Source organism: Parahaliea mediterranea (assembly GCF_017255185.1).
Taxonomy (GTDB): Bacteria; Pseudomonadota; Gammaproteobacteria; order Pseudomonadales; family Halieaceae; genus JAFKCZ01.
On the sequence record NZ_JAFKCZ010000021.1, the window covers coordinates 42,578 to 57,451 of the forward strand.

The window sequence follows — 14,874 nt, forward strand, 5'->3', positions numbered from 1 at the left end:
ATGGGATTTTTCGAACGCTACCTCTCCGCCTGGGTGGGCCTTGCCATCATCGCGGGCGTTGTGCTGGGCAACCTGCTGCCCGGCGCCTTCCGGGCCGTTGCCGCACTGGAGTACGCCCACGTCAACCTGGTGGTCGCGGTACTGATCTGGCTGATGATCTACCCGATGATGGTACAGGTGGACTTTTCAGCGCTGAAGGACGTAGGCAAAAGACCCCGGGGCCTGGTGCTCACCCTCACTATCAACTGGCTCATCAAGCCCTTCACCATGGCGGCCCTGGGCTGGCTGTTCTTCCGCGTGCTGTTCGCCGACTTCGTCGATCCGCAGTCGGCGGGCGAATACATCGCCGGCATGATCCTGCTCGGCGTGGCTCCCTGCACCGCCATGGTGTTCGTGTGGAGCCAGCTCACCAAGGGCGACCCCAACTACACCCTGGTGCAGGTGTCGATCAACGACATCATCATGATCTTCGCCTTTGCACCGCTGACGGCTTTCCTGCTAGGGATCAGCGATGTCACCGTGCCCTGGGAAACACTGCTGTTGTCGGTGGTGCTGTATGTGTTGCTGCCGCTGGTGGCCGGCGCCCTCACCCGCTACCGGCTCAACCACGACAGCGACCCGGCCAGCCTGGACCGCTTCCTGCACCGCCTCAAGCCCTGGTCCATCGTCGGCCTGCTGGCCACCGTGGTGCTGCTGTTCGGCTTTCAGGCCGGCACCATTCTCGACAAGCCCCTGGTCATCGCCCTCATCGCCATCCCCCTGCTGCTGCAGACCTACGGCATTTTCGCCCTCGCCTATGCTGGCGCCAAACTGCTGCGGTTGCCGCACAACGTGGCGGCCCCCGCCTGCATGATCGGCACCTCCAACTTTTTCGAGCTGGCGGTGGCGGTGGCGATATCGCTGTTCGGCCTGCACTCCGGCGCGGCCCTGGCGACGGTGGTCGGGGTCCTGGTGGAAGTGCCGGTCATGCTGTCGCTGGTGGCCATCGCCAACCGCACCCGTCACTGGTTCGACGACACCCCCGCGGCACGGTCCACCGGGAAGCGCCGGGCGCTGGAGCCCTCGTAGCGGCTGACCCGGGGCGCTACAGCTCCCGCAGCACCGCCAGCGGCGGGCTGGCGACCACCTTGCGGCAGCTGTAGACCCCGAGCCCGGCAATCAGTACCACGCCCAGGACGATGCCGGTGGGCCACAGCCAGGGCGAGGGCACGTAGCGCATATCCATCACCCACACCTGCAACACGTAGACCGAGAACTCCGCGGCGACGGTCGCCAGCAGGCCGGCGAACAGCCCCAGGGCGGCGAACTCGATGGCCAGGCCGCCCAGGATCAGGTTGCGCCGCGCGCCCAGCGCGCGGAGGATGGAGCTCTCGTGCATGCGCGCGTCGACGCTGGCCTGCACCCCCGCCACCAACACCAGGGACCCCGCCGCCAGGATCACCGCCAGCACCAGCTCGATGGCCGCGGACACCTGGTCGACAATCGCCCGCACCTGTTCCACCACCACGTCCATCTCGATCACGGTAATGGTGGGAAAACGGCGTATAAATTCGTTGAGAAAGGGCTTTTCCGTCGGGTCGAGGTGGAAACTGGTCATGAAGGTGGCCTGGAAGTCCGCCAGTACCCTGGGCGGGAACACCATGAAGAAGTTGGGCTGGAAGGACTGCCAGTCGAGCTTGCGCACACTCGCCACGGTCACCTCCAGCGGCCGGGCACCGACCAACAGCCCGAGCCGGTCTCCGACCGTCGCACCCAGGCGTTCGGCGAACTCCTCCTCCAGCGACACCAGCGCCTCCCCGGTACCTGCGGACCACCACTGGCCGGCAACGAGCTTGTTGCCGGCGGGCACGGTATCGGACCAGGTGAAGTTGGCGCCGCGCTGGCGCGGGCCCTCCTCCCCCGCGTCCTCCCGGGTGGGCAAATCCACGCCATTCACCGACATCACCCGCCCGCGAATCATCGGGTAGATGGCCTCGCTGGGCACGCTGTTGGCGCGCAGCATCTGCTCCACGTCCTGCACCTCTTGCGGCGCGATGTTGAGCATGAAGTGATTGGGCGTGTCCGCCGGCAATTGCGCCTGCCACTCGCGGATCAGGGAGGTGCGCACCAGCACCAGCACCAGCAGCAACATGATGGCCATGGCGAAGATCACCACCTGCAGGGCGTTGGCCGCGCCCCGGCGCTGCAGGCCGGCCAGGGCCAGGCGCCAGATGCTGCCCGCGCTCATGCCCACCAGGCGCCCGCCCCGCAGCAGGGTCAGCGCCAGGCCCATGCCCAGCACGATGGTGATCGCCAGGCCCAGCAGCACCGCGCCGGTAAGGCGCCAGTCGCCGCTGTACCACCACATCAGGGCGGTGACCGCGACCAGGCCCAGCAGGTAGTCCCCCAGGGTGCGCCGGCTTTCGCGGGGCATGTCCCGGCGCAGCACCCGCAGGGGGCTGGCCTGGCCCAGGCGCCGCAGGGGCGGCCAGGCGAAGCACAGCAGGCAGGTGAAAGCGGTGGCGAAACCGACGGCATAGGGCCGCGGCCCCGCCGGCCCCGGGGTGACCGGCAACTGGTCGCCAAACAGGCTAAAAAACACACTCTGGATACCCCAGCCGGCGACACAGCCCAGCCCCGTGGCCACCAGCCCCAAGATCAACAAGCTCTTGCCGTACAGGCGATTGATCGCCCCCGAGCTGGCGCCAAGGCTCTTCATGATCGCCACGTAGTCGGTGTGGCGCTCGCTGAAGCGACGCGCCGCCAGGGCAATGGCCACGCCCGCGAGCACCACCGCCAGGCTGCCCGCCAGCAGCAGGAAGCGCTCGGCCCGATCCAGCGCGCCGCCGATCCCCGGCTGCCCCTGCTCCACGTCCAGCAAGCGCTGGCCGCTCTCGAGGCGCGGTTTCAGCCAGGCCTCGAATGCCTCCCGGGCGGCGGGCTCACCGGCGTACAACTGGCGGTACTCCACCCGGCTGCCGGGCTGTACCACACCGGTGGCGGGGATATCGTCGTAGTGCATCAACACCCGCGGCCCCATGCTGTAGAAGCCCGCCGCCTGGTCCGGCTCGGTGCGCGCGGCGGCCACCACCTCGAACGTCGCCTCGCCGATACCCACCCGGTCGCCGATGGCAACATCCAGCAGGGCGAACAGGCGCGAGTCCAGCCACACGGTGCCCGGGGCCGGCCCCCCGGCCGCCGGCCGCGCCGGACCAAAGGGCTGCTCGCTGAAGGTGAGTTCGCCACGCAGGGGATAACCCCCGCTCACCGCCTTCACCGAGGCCAGCACCATGGCCTCGTCACCGGCGTACACCATGGACGGAAAGCTCAGTGTGCGGGCCGTGGACAACGACAGGCTTTCGGCGCGGCCCGCCCACTGGGCGGGGATGTCGCGGCCGCTGCGCACCACCAGGTCGGCGGCCAGGAAGCGGTGGCTCTCCTGCTCGAGGGCGGATTGCAGGCGGGTGGTAAAGGCGCTGATACCGGTGACCACCGCCACCGCCAGTACCAGCGCCGCCACCAGGATGCCCAGTTCGCCGCCGCGCCAGTCGCGGGCCAGCATGCGTGTCGCGGTCATCGACATGATCGGCACCCCCTACTGCGCCACCAGGGCCCCGCCCTCCAGCTGCAGCCGGCGTTCACAGCGGTCGGCGAGCTTGAGGTCGTGGGTCACCAGCACCAGGGTGGTGCCGTGCTCCCGGTTCAGTTCGAACAGCAGGTCGATCACGTGGGCACCGGTACTGGCGTCCAGATTGCCGGTGGGCTCGTCGGCGAACAGGATCTCCGGTCGCGAGGCGAAGGCCCGGGCGATGGCCACCCGCTGCTGCTCGCCCCCGGACATCTGCCGGGGGTAGTGGTCCAGCCGCGAGCCCAGCCCCACGCGCTCGAGAAAGTATCCGGCCTGGGCCCGGGCGTCCTGCTGGCCCTTGAGTTCCAGCGGCAGCATCACGTTCTCCAGCGCGGTGAGCGCCGGCAGCAACTGGAAGGACTGGAACACGAAACCCACGTTCTCCGCGCGAAAGGCGGCGCGTCCGTCCTCGTCGAGCTGGCCAAGTTCGGTGCCGCCGATGATCACGCGCCCGCCGGAGGCCTCGTCGAGCCCCGCCAGCAGGCCCAGCAGGGTGGATTTGCCGGAGCCCGAGGCCCCGACCACCGCCACCGACTCCCCCGACTTGATTTCGAGGTTGATCCCTTTCAGTATCTCCAGCTCGCGCCCCGCCATCGGCACCCGCTTGTGGAGATTTTCTGCCTTGATCATGCAACATCCCTATTTCGTTCGCTTGCTACGCGGGCCCCTCGCCCTCGGATTGCTGGCCCTGCTGCTGGCGCTGCCGGCGCGGGCCGCGCAGCACAGCCTGCTGGTGCTTGGGGATAGTATCAGCGCCGCCTACGGCATGTCTCTGCAACAGGGCTGGGTGAGCCAATTAGCCGACGAACTGCGGGACAGCCACCCGCACTATCGGGTGGTCAACGCCAGCATTAGCGGCGAAACCACCGCCGGCGGCCTGCGCCGGTTGCCCGACCTGCTGGCCGAGCACCAGCCCGAGCTGGTGATCATCGAGCTGGGCGGCAACGACGGCCTGCGCGGCTACCCGGTCGGGCGTCTGCGCGACAATCTCGAGCAGATGGCCCGCATGGCCCGGGACGCAGGTGCCCGGGTACTCATATTGCCGATGGAGATTCCCCCCAACTACGGGGCGCGCTACACGCGCCTGTTCCGGGAAGCCTTCGGCGCCGCCGCGGAAGCCGCCGACAGCACGCTGGGCCCCTTCCTGCTGGACGGCGTGGCCACCGACAGCGAGTTGATGCAGGACGATGGAATACACCCCACCGCCGCCGCCCAGCCGCTGCTACTGAACAACCTGCGCGCCGCCATCATGGCGCTACTGTGAAACGACCCCGGAGTTAATGTGAAGACTGCCGCCAAACGCGACTGGAGCTGGAACCGCCTGCGCGAAGCCGACCGCGCCACCCTCTGGCACCCCTACGCCTCCGCCACCGACGCCCCCGAGGTATTCCCGGTGGTGGGCGCCCGCGGCGTGCGCCTGACCCTGGCGGACGGCTGCGAACTGATCGACGGCATGGCCTCCTGGTGGTGCGCCATCCACGGCTACAACCACCCGGTGATGAACCGCGCCCTGAGCGAGCAGCTCGAGCGCATGTCCCACGTGATGTTCGGCGGCCTGACCCATCCCCCGGCGGTGAAACTGGCCAGCATTCTCACCGACCTGACGCCGGCCAGCCTCAACCGCGTTTTCTTCAGCGACTCCGGGTCGGTGGCGGTGGAGGTGGCGCTGAAAATGGCGCTGCAGTACTGGTACTCGGTGGGCCAGCCGGCAAAGCAGAAACTGGTCGCCTTGCGCAACGGCTATCACGGCGACACCTTCGGCGCGATGTCGGTGTGCGACCCCGTCACCGGCATGCACCACCTGTTCGGCGACGTGCTGCCGCGACATTTTTTCGCCCCGGCGCCGGACTGCCCCGTCGACGGTTCCTGCAGCGACACCGATATCAAGCCGATGGCGGACCTGCTGGCCGAGCACCACCACGAGATCGCCGCGGTGATCGTCGAGCCCGTGGTGCAGGGTGCGGGCGGGATGCGCTTCTATTCCCCGGATTACCTGGTCAAGCTGCGCGCCCTGTGCGACGCCTTCGACGTATTGCTGATCTTCGACGAGATCGCCACCGGATTCGGCCGCACCGGCAAGCTGTTCGCCCTGGAGCACGCCGGCATCGACCCCGACATCCTGTGCCTGGGCAAGTCCCTCACCGGCGGTTACATGACCCTGGCCGCTACACTGTGCAATTCGCGCATCTCCCGTGGCATCAGCGAGGGCGAGGCCGGCGCCTTCATGCACGGCCCCACTTTCATGGGCAACCCCCTGGCCTGCACCGCGGCCATTGCCAGCACCGAGCTGCTGCTGTCCCAGCCCTGGCAACGCAGCGTCCAGCGCATCAACCGCGCCCTGGACAGCGGCCTGGCCCCGGCCCGCGAGCTTCCCGGCGTCGCCGACGTGCGCACCCTCGGAGCGATAGGCGTGATCGAACTGGAACGGCCGGTCGATATGAAAACCGTACAGCCGATGTTCGTGGAGCGCGGCGTGTGGGTGCGCCCCTTCGGCCGCCTGGTGTACGTAATGCCGCCCTTCATCATGAACGACGAGGACCTGGCCACGCTGACCGGGGCGATGGTGGATGTTGTCAGCCAGCTGGGTTAAATTAATTGCCAAGTGGCACTGCCCTGCCTTTGCAACGCCAAGGATAGCCCTCAATGACCAGTCGTACCCACGGTTCCTGCCTCTGCGGCAATGTACGCTTCGCGGTGGAAGGTGAGTTCGAGCATTTCTTTCTGTGCCACTGCGGGCACTGCCGCAAGGACACCGGCTCGGCGCACGGCGCCAACCTGTTTTCGAGCGGCGCCACCCTGACCTGGCTGTCCGGGGAAGAGCAGGTCAGGTCCTACACCCTGCCATCGACACGGCATGCGAGGAGCTTTTGCTCAAACTGCGGCTCCGCCCTGCCCAATGTGCAGATGGACGGCAAGCTGCTGGTGGTGCCCGCCGGAAGCCTCGACGAGGCACTCCCGGTCACGCCCGATGCACACATTTTCTGCGCGAATCGCGCGGACTGGGATCGGGACCTGCAGAATATTCCCTCGCTGGATGGCCCGCCCGGATAATCGGGAGCACTTGCGATTACTGCGCCCCTGCTGTCGAATCGGTTGACAGGCCCTGTTTCCGCGCCACCAAAAACACCGCTTCCGCCCTGCTCGGCCGCCATCGGTGCTCAATGCCAAAACCCGCCTGCTGCATGACCTCAACCAGCTCCCCCTCTGACAACACCTGCACCGATGGCAGCAGGGGCAAGGCCCGCATCAGCGGCGCGATCACGCGAAATGCCGTGGGGCCCTCCGCCAGGCAGGCCGTGCTGGACACAAATACCCCGCCCGGCTTGAGCAAGGCGCAGGCCCGGTCGATCGCGCCGCGCCAGTCGTCAAGCAGGTGCAGTATATTGAGGCCGAGAACCATGTCGAAGGCGCGGCCGCCGAGATCGAAATCGGCGATATCCCCGACCTGGAAGTCGACCGTGTCCAGGCTGGCGCCGGCGGCCTTCCCGCGGGCGATATCGATCATCTCGGGCGCGGCGTCGATGGCCAGTATCCGTCCCGCGTAGGGGGCGTGGGCAATCGCGGTGGAGCCGGTGCCGCAGCCGAATTCAAACACCTCGGCGGCGTCCGCGAGATACTCGCGCGTGGTGGCCAGTTTTTGCTGGTAGGCCGCTTCGTTGGCGATGGCTGTCCGGGCGTAGCGTGCCGACATCCTGCCCCAGAACCAGGCTGCGTTTCCCATTGCGTTCTCCCCGAGGTCCAGGCGGTAAAAGGCGGCCGCCTCTCCGCGACGAGCAAGGTAGCACAGGCTGGCGGATTGACCACCCCGATACCGCTCCAGGGGCCGACAAATGCCCCTGAAGGTTCATTTACCGACCCGCGTGTCCTATATTGGTGACCATGAACCAACGCCCTCCCGCCATGGAACCGATATGACCGCGCGCAGCATCACCCCCCTGCAGAAAAAATTCTACGAGGTGATCTTCGGCACCGAGACCCCGGCGGGCAAATGGTTCGACATCTGCCTGATTATGGTGATTCTCAGCAGTGTCACCATTGTCATGCTGGATTCCATATGGGACCTGCACGCCACCTACGGCGAACTGTTCTGGCGCATCGAGTGGGTGTTCACCATCCTGTTCACCATCGAGTACGCGGTGCGAATCTGGTGCTCCCCCAACCGCAAGGCCTATGTGCTGAGCATCTACGGCGTGGTCGACCTGCTCGCCATCCTCCCCACCTACATCGCCCTGGCCTTTCCCCAGGCCGCCTCGTTGCTGATCGTGCGCCTGCTGCGCATCCTGCGCATCTTCCGCGTGCTGCGCCTGGTGGCCTTCCTCAACGAGGCCAACCTGCTGGCGGGGGCCCTGCGCCGCTCGGCGCGCAAGATATTCGTGTTCTTTTCCATGATGATGATCATCACCATGATTTTCGGCTGCCTGCTCTACGTGGTGGAAGGCCCCGAGAGCGGGTTCGACAACATCCCGATCAGCATCTACTGGGCCATCGTCACCATCACCACGGTGGGCTACGGCGACGTGGTTCCGGTCACCGCCCTGGGCCGCGCCATCTCCGCCACCGGCATGTTGGTCGGCTACGCCATCATCGCCGTGCCCACCGGCATCATCACCGCCGAGCTGGCCTCGGGCCTGCGCGGCAGCCACCGCACCAGCCGCAATTGCAGCCAGTGCTCCCGCGCCGGCCACGACCTCGACGCCCGCTATTGCAAGTACTGCGGCTCGGACCTGCCGCCCCTGGGCAGGGAGGGCGACTGAGGGTGCAAGCACCCTGGCCGTGGGGTATGCTTGCCACCGATTATCCCCTAGAATGTTGACAGGCGTCACAAGCGTTCAGAGTATTCCAATAACGTTGTACAAGGCCATCCCAATGAGACATTTTAAACGTCACACCCTGGTGGGTGCTGTCCTGGCCGCGGCCGCCTCGGCCCAGGCCCAACCCATGCTGGAAGAAGTTATCGTCACCGCGCAGAAGCGGGCGGAAAACGTCATGGACGTGCCGATTTCCATGAGTGTCTTCAACGAGAGCACGGTGGAGAAACTGTCCGCCCGCAACCTCACCGACCTCGGCCGCTTCACCCCCGGGGTGGAGATGAACAACGACAACGCCCTGCAGCCGACCTACACCATCCGCGGGGTGCAGACCAACGACTGGACCGTGGGTTCGGACCCCGCGGTGGCGGTGTACGTGGACGGCGTGTACGCCGCCCGCGGCGCCGGCGCCGAGGCGGCGCTGGCCGATATCGCCCGGGTAGAAGTGCTCAAGGGGCCCCAGGGCACCCTGTTCGGCCGCAACGCCACCGGCGGCGCGATCCATATCATCAGCCAGCCGCCCGTGTTCGAGCGCGAGGGCCGGGCCAAGGTCACCGTGGGCGACTACGGCCGACTGGACGGCGAATTCATGGTCAATGCGCCGCTGAGCGAGTCGGTGGCCGTGCGCCTGCTGGCGGTCAGCCGCAACCGCGACGGCTACCTGGACAACCTCACCGGCCCGGACCAGAGCGAACAGAATTCCGACGGGCTGCGCGCCAGTCTGTTGTGGGACGCCTCGGCCAATACCGAAGTCCTGTGGCGGGTGGAGTACAGCGAGCTGGACCAGAACGGCGGCGCCCAGTTCACCATGATCGACAGCGTGTTCGAGAATGCCAACCCGGGCCTGAACCACGACCCCTTTGGCGATATCGCCAACGACTTCGAGAGCCGTGAAGAGCGCGAAATGTTCGCCACCTCGCTGGAGATCAACCACGAGTTCAGCGGCGCCACCCTGACCTCCATCACCGGCTGGCGCCAGTTCGAGACCGAGTTGCTGGAGGACCTGGACGGCTCCAACAATCCGGACTACTACTTCGCCTCCTCCAACCCCGACGACAACGAGTACTTCTCCCAGGAGTTCCGCCTCACCGGCGCCAGCGAGCGGCTCAAGTGGACCACAGGGGTGGCCTACTCGCGGGAGACGGTCGAGCACCTGACCACCGCGGAATTCAACTTCAGCACCCTGGAAACCTTTGCCTGGGCGGAGATCCTGCGCAACTCCACCTCCGCTACCTCCCAGACCTTCCTCTCGGCGCTGGCCGGCCTGCCCCAGGAGCAGATAGACGCCCTGGATGGCCTGAGCAACTCAGAGGTGGGCCAGGTACTGCCGGCCTATCGGCAGCAGCTCAAGGACCGGAATCTGGACGGCATGGCCATGTCCGCCTTTATCTGGAGCTTCCTCAACGACGAGGGCACGCTCGGCAATTTCGGTATTTCCGACAATCCCGTGACGGGCCTGTTCCAGATCCTGGGCGACGTGGCGCCGCGTATCGGCGCCTACGAGAGCTGGGTGGAGGCCGTGGAGACCAGCGGCACCTACGAGAGCTACGCCGTGTACGGCGACGCCACCTGGAGCCTCGACGAGCGCTGGAACCTGACCGGCGGCCTGCGCTACACCTATGACGACAAGTCTTTCGACCTGTTCACCCAGTACCAGAACCAGATCGCCGGCGCCGACTTCGGCCTCGCCTTCTACAACAACGGCCAGCCAATGCTGGACACCTCCCAGAGCGATACCTGGGACGCGATTTCCGGCCGCCTGGTGCTGGATTACCACGTCACCGACGATGTGATGGGTTACGCCAGCGTCGCCACCGGCTTCAAGTCCGGCGGCTTCAACAGCCTGAACTTCGGCCCGGACATCGACAGCTCCTATGACGAAGAGGAAGTGATCAACTACGAGCTGGGCACCAAGGGCGCCTACCTCGACGGCCGCCTGCGGTTCAATGCCGCGGCCTTCTTCTACGAGTACACCAACCTCCAGGAACTCAAGCTGCTGGGCGCGCCGATTCCCAGCTACAACCTGCGCAACGCCGACGCCGAGGGCTACGGCGTGGAGCTGGAGGGCTTCTGGCTGCTCACCGAGAACCTGACTGTCAGCGGCAACTACAGCTGGCTCAAGACCGAGTACACCGACTTCGATATCATCGAGGCCGCCGGCGAGACCGCCGAGGACGACCTCACCGGCGAGCCGCGCGTCGGCACGCCGGAGAACAAGGTCAACCTGGCGCTGGAGTACAACCTGCCGGTGGGCGAGTTCGGCGAGGTGGTCACCCGCTTCGACTACACCTGGAGCGACGAGCGGGTGGAGAGCCTGACCGACCCCACCCGCATGGTGGACGCCTACGACCTGGCCAACCTGCGGGTGACCCTGCTACCGGCCGGCAACCGCTGGGAAGTGAGCGCCTGGAGCACCAACCTCTTCGACGAGGAGGCGGTCACCGTATTCGGCGACAACGGCGACGCCATCGGCTCCCTCACCGGCTGGCGCATCCCCCCGCGCATGGTCGGCATGGATTTCCTGTTCCACTTCTAAGATAAGGGGTCAGAGCCCTTTTCCCAAAAAGGGCTCTGACCCGAATGACACTTACTGAACCGTTGTAGGGCCGAATTTATTCGGCCATTGATGCCGTGAACTCCTCTTTTGGTCGAATAAATTCGACCCTACAGAGAACGAACACCCTGTTTTTGACTTAAGTGAGTGCCATTTGGCTCTGACCCCAATTTTTCGATCGGGGAAAGCCGCGGCGATTTTGTGTATACTCCTGCCCCGTTTTTTGATCCCGCGCCTATCGCGCCACGTCCCCATGTCGACACCGACGCCGCTGTACGCCTACCGCAAATACTGGGCCGAGTGCTTTGGTCCCGCCCCCGAGCTGCCCACCTCCCGGGAGGAGATGGACGCCCTTGGCTGGGACAGCTGCGACGTGATCGTGGTTACCGGCGACGCCTACGTGGACCACCCCAGCTTCGGCATGGCGGTGATCGGCCGGGTGCTGGAAGCGCAGGGTTTCCGGGTGGGGATCATCAGCCAGCCCGACTGGACCAGCGCCGAGTCCTTCAAGGCACTGGGGCGGCCCAACCTGTTTTTCGGCGTGGCCGCGGGCAACATGGACTCCATGATCAACCGCTACACCGCGGACCGTAAACGCCGCAACGACGACGCCTACACCCCGGACAACGAAGGCGGCAAGCGCCCCGACCGGGCGGTGATCGTGTACAGCCAGCGGGTGCGCGAGGCCTACCGCGACGTGCCGCTGGTGATCGGCAGCATCGAGGCCAGCCTGCGCCGCATCGCCCACTACGACTACTGGAGCGACAAGGTGCGCCGCAGCGTGCTGCTGGACAGCCGCGCCGACCTGCTGCTCTACGGCAACGCCGAGCGCGCCATTGTCGAGGTGGCCCACCGCCTGGCCGAGGGCCAGTCGATCCGCGACATCCGCGACCTGCGCGGCACCGCCTTCGTGCGCAAGCGCATCCCCGAGGGCTGGCGGGAAATCGACTCCACCTCGATCGACGTGGTGGGCCCGGTGGAAAAGCCGCTCAACCCCTACGCCGACACCCGCACCGAGAGCTGCGCCAGCCAGGCCGGCCCCGAGGGCGAGGCAAGCGCGACCGTGCAGCACGCCGAACCGGTCACCCTGCTGGACCGGCGCGACGCGCGTCCCGCGGTGATCCGCATTCCGGCCTACGAGCAGGTGAAGGACGACAGCGCGCTCTACGCCCACGCCTCCCGCATCCTGCACAAGGAGACCAACCCGCACAACGCGCGCCCCCTGGTGCAGGCCCACGGCGACCGCGACGTGTGGTTGAACCCACCGCCCATCCCGCTGGAAACCGACGAGCTGGACTGGGTCTTTGAGCTGCCCTACACCCGCCTGCCCCACTCGCGCTACGGTGCGGCGCGCATCCCCGCCTACGAGATGATCCGCCACTCGGTGAACATCATGCGCGGCTGCTTCGGCGGCTGCACCTTCTGCTCGATCACCGAGCACGAGGGGCGCATCATCCAGAACCGCTCGGAGGATTCGATCATCCGCGAGGTGGAGAAGATCCGCGACACCTCCACCGCCTTCACCGGGGTGATTTCCGACCTCGGCGGCCCCACCGCCAATATGTGGCGCCTGGCCTGCAAGAGCAAGGAAATCGAGGCCAGCTGCCGCAAACTGAGCTGCGTGTTCCCGGGTATCTGCAAGAACCTGCACACCGACCAGACCCCGCTGATCGGCCTGTACCGCCGCGCGCGCAATGTCGAGGGCGTGAAAAAGGTCCTGATCGCCTCGGGCCTGCGCTACGACCTGGCGGTGGAGACCCCGGAGTATGTAGAGGAGCTGGTGACCCATCACGTGGGCGGCTACCTGAAGATCGCCCCGGAGCACACCGAGGACGCGCCGCTGACGAAGATGATGAAGCCGGGCATCGGCACCTACGACCGCTTCAAGGCCATGTTCGAGAAGTACTCAAAAGCGGCGGGCAAGGAACAGTTCCTGATCCCCTACTTCATCGCCGCCCATCCCGGCACCCGGGACGAGGACATGATGAACCTGGCCCTGTGGCTCAAGCGCAACAAGTTCCGCGCCGACCAGGTGCAGACCTTCTACCCCTCCCCCATGGCCACCGCCACCGCCATGTACCACAGCGGCAAGAACCCCCTGAAACGGGTAACCCGCGGCTCGGACACCATGCCCACCGTCAGGAAGCTGTCCCAGCGGCGCCTGCACAAGGCCTTCTTGCGCTACCACGACCCGGACAACTGGCCCACCCTGCGCAAGGCCCTGAAGAAAATGGGCCGGGCCGACCTGATCGGCAACGGCAAGGTACACCTGGTGCCGCCGCGCCAGCCGCCAAAGCGGCACCAGCGCGTGCCCGCCGCGGCCTCGCGACCTTTCGCCACCCAGCACAACGGCCTGCCGCGCACACCGACCGTGAAAAAACGGCGCCGCTGAGCCCGCTATCGCCGGCGCCGGTCAGCCGTTCATGGCCAACCCCGGCCCGGCTGCGTCGTCCGCCGGCTCGAGCCCCCGCCGGAAGGCCTGTTTCTGGGCGTACATGCGCTGATCCGCCAGGCGCACCAGGCCGTCGAAGGTGTCGGCGCCCGGCTCCCCGCTGGCGGCGCTGCCCACGCTGAAACTAACCCCCTGCTCCAGCGGGCTATTCGCCGCCCGTGCGCGGGCGGTTTCACGCAGTCGGCGCACCACGCGCCGCGACTCGTGGAGATCACCGCGAATCACCGCGACAAACTCGTCCCCTCCCAGCCGCGCTAGGATATCGTTGGCCCGCAAACCCAATTTCATCACCGACACCATCTCGCAAAGCAGGCGGTCGCCGGCATCGTGCCCCAATTCGTCGTTCACCCGCTTGAGGTGATTCAAATCGAAGTAGAGCACGCTCAGGGTCGACCGGGCACGCCTGGCATCGCGCAGGGACTGCTCGCCCAGCAGGTAGCAGCCGCGGCGATTGAACAAACCCGTGAGTTCGTCCTTCAACGACAGATCGCGCAGGTCGTTTTCCAGCTCGTTGATGCGCCGCGCCATGAGCACCACCAGCAGGAAGAACACCAGCGAGGTCAGGGTCGTCGACAGCGCCAGCGCGTAGGGTGACGCCATCAAGCCGCGCGCCGCGCCGTGGGCGGCGATATAGGCCAGCAGAAATGGCAGCAGCAGCGCCACCGGGGCCAGCATCCGGGCCATCTTGCTGCCCAGTCCAAGCGCCACGATAACGGAAAAATACCCGTACTCGCTGCGCCGGGCCACGGCCACGAAGGCGAGTATCAGCATGCACGCCAGGGTGTGGGGGGAAGTTCTCACCTCGGCCTCCTGCCCGAACAGCCTGGCGGCGCCAAAGACGTAACCCGCCAAAACCACCAGGCAGGTCGTTAGCAGAACACCGGTCAAGGCATCGGCCAGGGAGGAAAAGCGGCTCTTGCGCTGCCGAATCAACAGCGCCACCACCGCGGCCAGCAGCAGGTAGGACGCGGTCTGCAACGACATCAGGCCCGGCCGCGACGATTCCGCATCGCCGGCGAACAGGGTCTCCAGCCCCAGGCCGCCCCCCCACGCGTGCATGCCAAGCGCCGACAGCGCCAGCATCACTGTCAGCAGCGCCGCCAAGGCGGCGCCCCGCATCCGGCGCCGGCCGCCGCGGCCCGATAAGTGCAGGCTCAGGGAACACAAGGCCATGCCCAGCGCGGTATTGAACTTCATCAACTGCCACCCGTCCGGCAGAGCCCGGCCCAGCGCCGGAAACCACCAGGCGAACATGACGACGGCCGCGACCAGGCCAACCAGGGACAACAACAGGGGTTGAATCGCGCGCAAGCGGTTCAGGATGGCGATATCAGGCTGCAGCGAAATCGCCGGCGCTCCGGTGTGGGACATGTGCTGGGTACGGCATTTTGAGTGACCCGGCAGCCTAAAGCATTCATCGACGGAGTCAAATCGAACATCCCGAGCGGGGCCG

11 protein-coding genes are annotated in these 14,874 nt (G+C 66.5%); 7 read left to right on the plus strand and 4 right to left on the minus strand.

Annotated features, from left to right (window positions below):
- The gene (arsB, locus tag JYP50_RS20495; RefSeq protein WP_206562432.1) at positions 1-1,068 is read left to right on the plus strand and encodes an ACR3 family arsenite efflux transporter; all 1,068 of its coding nucleotides are present in this window, start codon (positions 1-3) and stop codon (positions 1,066-1,068) included.
- Positions 1,069-1,084: 16 nt separating this feature from the next.
- On the opposite strand, the gene JYP50_RS20500 is transcribed toward arsB, so the two are convergent.
- Both JYP50_RS20500 and JYP50_RS20505 read right to left on the minus strand, forming a co-directional pair.
- On the minus strand, positions 1,085-3,562 hold the full coding sequence (locus JYP50_RS20500) for an ABC transporter permease (protein ID WP_241263386.1): 2,478 nt from the start codon (positions 3,560-3,562) through the stop codon (positions 1,085-1,087).
- A gap of 12 nt (positions 3,563-3,574) precedes the next feature.
- Positions 3,575-4,237, minus strand: a complete 663-nt coding sequence (locus JYP50_RS20505) for an ABC transporter ATP-binding protein (RefSeq protein ID WP_206562433.1) — start codon at positions 4,235-4,237, stop codon at positions 3,575-3,577.
- On the opposite strand from JYP50_RS20505, the gene JYP50_RS20510 reads away from it, so the two are divergent.
- From JYP50_RS20510 to JYP50_RS20520, 3 genes are read left to right on the plus strand one after another with little or no spacing between them, the layout of a single operon-like run.
- Positions 4,236-4,871 (plus strand): arylesterase, encoded by a 636-nt coding sequence (locus tag JYP50_RS20510; protein ID WP_206562456.1) that lies wholly within the window; start codon positions 4,236-4,238, stop codon positions 4,869-4,871. The genes JYP50_RS20505 and JYP50_RS20510 overlap by 2 nt on opposite strands.
- A gap of 18 nt (positions 4,872-4,889) precedes the next feature.
- Complete coding sequence (bioA, locus tag JYP50_RS20515; RefSeq protein ID WP_347136885.1) at positions 4,890-6,197, plus strand: adenosylmethionine--8-amino-7-oxononanoate transaminase; 1,308 nt, start codon at positions 4,890-4,892, stop codon at positions 6,195-6,197.
- Positions 6,198-6,250: 53 nt separating this feature from the next.
- The gene (locus JYP50_RS20520) at positions 6,251-6,658 is read left to right on the plus strand and encodes a GFA family protein (RefSeq protein WP_206562434.1); all 408 of its coding nucleotides are present in this window, start codon (positions 6,251-6,253) and stop codon (positions 6,656-6,658) included.
- Positions 6,659-6,674: 16 nt separating this feature from the next.
- On the opposite strand, the gene JYP50_RS20525 is transcribed toward JYP50_RS20520, so the two are convergent.
- Positions 6,675-7,328: a class I SAM-dependent methyltransferase gene (locus tag JYP50_RS20525; RefSeq protein WP_206562435.1), complete on the minus strand. Its 654-nt coding sequence runs from the start codon at positions 7,326-7,328 to the stop codon at positions 6,675-6,677.
- A gap of 190 nt (positions 7,329-7,518) precedes the next feature.
- Here JYP50_RS20525 and JYP50_RS20530 point away from each other — a divergent pair, with 190 nt between their 5' ends.
- The 3 genes from JYP50_RS20530 to JYP50_RS20540 all read left to right on the plus strand — a co-directional run bounded on the left by JYP50_RS20530 (position 7,519) and on the right by JYP50_RS20540 (position 13,361).
- Positions 7,519-8,361, plus strand: a complete 843-nt coding sequence (locus tag JYP50_RS20530) for an ion transporter (RefSeq protein WP_206562436.1) — start codon at positions 7,519-7,521, stop codon at positions 8,359-8,361.
- Between the two features lie 112 nt (positions 8,362-8,473).
- Positions 8,474-10,951 (plus strand): TonB-dependent receptor, encoded by a 2,478-nt coding sequence (locus tag JYP50_RS20535; protein ID WP_206562437.1) that lies wholly within the window; start codon positions 8,474-8,476, stop codon positions 10,949-10,951.
- Positions 10,952-11,222: 271 nt separating this feature from the next.
- Entirely contained in the window at positions 11,223-13,361 is a 2,139-nt protein-coding gene (locus JYP50_RS20540; protein ID WP_206562438.1) for a YgiQ family radical SAM protein, read from the plus strand.
- Positions 13,362-13,382: 21 nt separating this feature from the next.
- Here JYP50_RS20540 and JYP50_RS20545 read toward each other — a convergent pair whose 3' ends face one another.
- Positions 13,383-14,792: a GGDEF domain-containing protein gene (locus JYP50_RS20545; protein WP_206562439.1), complete on the minus strand. Its 1,410-nt coding sequence runs from the start codon at positions 14,790-14,792 to the stop codon at positions 13,383-13,385.
- Between the last annotated feature and the right edge of the window lie 82 nt (positions 14,793-14,874).

Bases quoted from the DNA above. Each gene is read 5' to 3' on its own strand.
- JYP50_RS20510 (WP_206562456.1), top strand. From the start codon at position 4,236: ATGCAACATCCCTATTTCGTTCGCTTGCTACGCGGGCCCCTCGCCCTC.
- arsB (WP_206562432.1), top strand. From the start codon at position 1: ATGGGATTTTTCGAACGCTACCTCTCCGCCTGGGTGGGCCTTGCCATC.
- JYP50_RS20525 (WP_206562435.1), bottom strand. From the start codon at position 7,328: ATGGGAAACGCAGCCTGGTTCTGGGGCAGGATGTCGGCACGCTACGCC.
- JYP50_RS20505 (WP_206562433.1), bottom strand. From the start codon at position 4,237: ATGATCAAGGCAGAAAATCTCCACAAGCGGGTGCCGATGGCGGGGCGC.
- JYP50_RS20535 (WP_206562437.1), top strand. From the start codon at position 8,474: ATGAGACATTTTAAACGTCACACCCTGGTGGGTGCTGTCCTGGCCGCG.
- JYP50_RS20530 (WP_206562436.1), top strand. From the start codon at position 7,519: ATGACCGCGCGCAGCATCACCCCCCTGCAGAAAAAATTCTACGAGGTG.
- JYP50_RS20520 (WP_206562434.1), top strand. From the start codon at position 6,251: ATGACCAGTCGTACCCACGGTTCCTGCCTCTGCGGCAATGTACGCTTC.
- JYP50_RS20545 (WP_206562439.1), bottom strand. From the start codon at position 14,792: ATGTCCCACACCGGAGCGCCGGCGATTTCGCTGCAGCCTGATATCGCC.
- JYP50_RS20500 (WP_241263386.1), bottom strand. From the start codon at position 3,562: ATGTCGATGACCGCGACACGCATGCTGGCCCGCGACTGGCGCGGCGGC.
- JYP50_RS20540 (WP_206562438.1), top strand. From the start codon at position 11,223: ATGTCGACACCGACGCCGCTGTACGCCTACCGCAAATACTGGGCCGAG.